Origin of the sequence: Pseudomonas sp. 18.1.10 (assembly GCF_024655625.1) — a bacterium.
GTDB lineage: Bacteria > Pseudomonadota > Gammaproteobacteria > Pseudomonadales > Pseudomonadaceae > Aquipseudomonas.
The window spans coordinates 1-1,071 of record NZ_JANLGL010000460.1; the positions used below are offsets into that span (position 1 = coordinate 1).

The window sequence follows — 1,071 nt, forward strand, 5'->3', positions numbered from 1 at the left end:
TCAGTCAACAGAGTCATTGGCTGACCCACCGCTTTCGCGAGCAAGCCCGCTCCCACATTGGTATTGTGGCGTTTGCTAAAGCGCCGTCAGCCAGGAGGAATCATGCCTACCGCCGTCCGTCTCGCCCAACCCGCCGATGCCGAAGGCATCAGCCAGGTCATCCTGGCGGCCCTGCACAGCAGCAACGCGAAGGATTACCCAGCGGACGTGATCGCCCGGGTCGCGAGCAACTTCACCCCCGATGCGGTCATCGCCTTGCTGACACGCCGGGTGGTGCTGGTGGCGATGCAGGACGACGTTATCGTGGCCACGGCAGCGCTGGAGGCCAACGTGGTCCGCTCGGTGTTCGTCAACCCGGCGCTGCAAGGGCAGGGCATTGGCCGGTTGCTGATGAGCGAGATTGAACTGCGCGCCCGCCAGGCCGGGGTGACGGTGTTGAGCGTGCCGTCTTCACTGACGGCCGAGCCGTTCTATACCGCGCTGGGGTTTCACACGGTGCGCGACGTCTACCACGGGAATGAACGGACCTTGGTGATGGAGAAGACGTTGTTGTCCCGCCATCCCATCGGGCCGTATCGCGACCGTCAGCACCGGGCGCAAGTGGTGGCGTTGTGGCAACAGGCCTTTGGGTATGACACGGCGCATAACTCGCCGGCCCTGGCGATTGATAAAAAGCTGGCGGTCAACGACGGGCTGTTTTTTGTCGCGACGGATAAAAAGACGGTGGTCGGCACGATTCTCGCGGGCTATGACGGCCATCGTGGCTGGCTGTATTCAGTGGCGGTACACGCCGACTATCGGCGGCATGGCTTGGGTTCTTCGCTGGTGCGCCATGCGGAACAGGCGTTGACGGCCCTGGGTTGCATGAAGATCAACCTGCAGATCACCAGTGGCAATGATGCGGTGACGGGGTTTTACGAGGCGCTGGGGTATGGCGTGGAACCGCGGATCAGCATGGGCAAGAAGATTGTGGAAAACATCCCCTGAAAACACCGGAGATCAAATGTGGGAGCGGGCTTGCTCGCGAATGCGGTGTGTCAGTATCAGCTGTATTGACTGACACTCCGCATT

General features: G+C 61.3%; 1 protein-coding gene. It reads left to right on the forward strand.

The window, feature by feature from the left end:
- Positions 1 to 102: 102 nt before the first annotated feature.
- A complete protein-coding gene (locus tag NUV89_RS29690) occupies positions 103 to 987 on the forward strand; it encodes a GNAT family acetyltransferase (RefSeq protein WP_257784119.1) in 885 nt (294 codons plus the stop codon).
- The last annotated feature ends 84 nt before the right edge of the window (positions 988 to 1,071 follow it).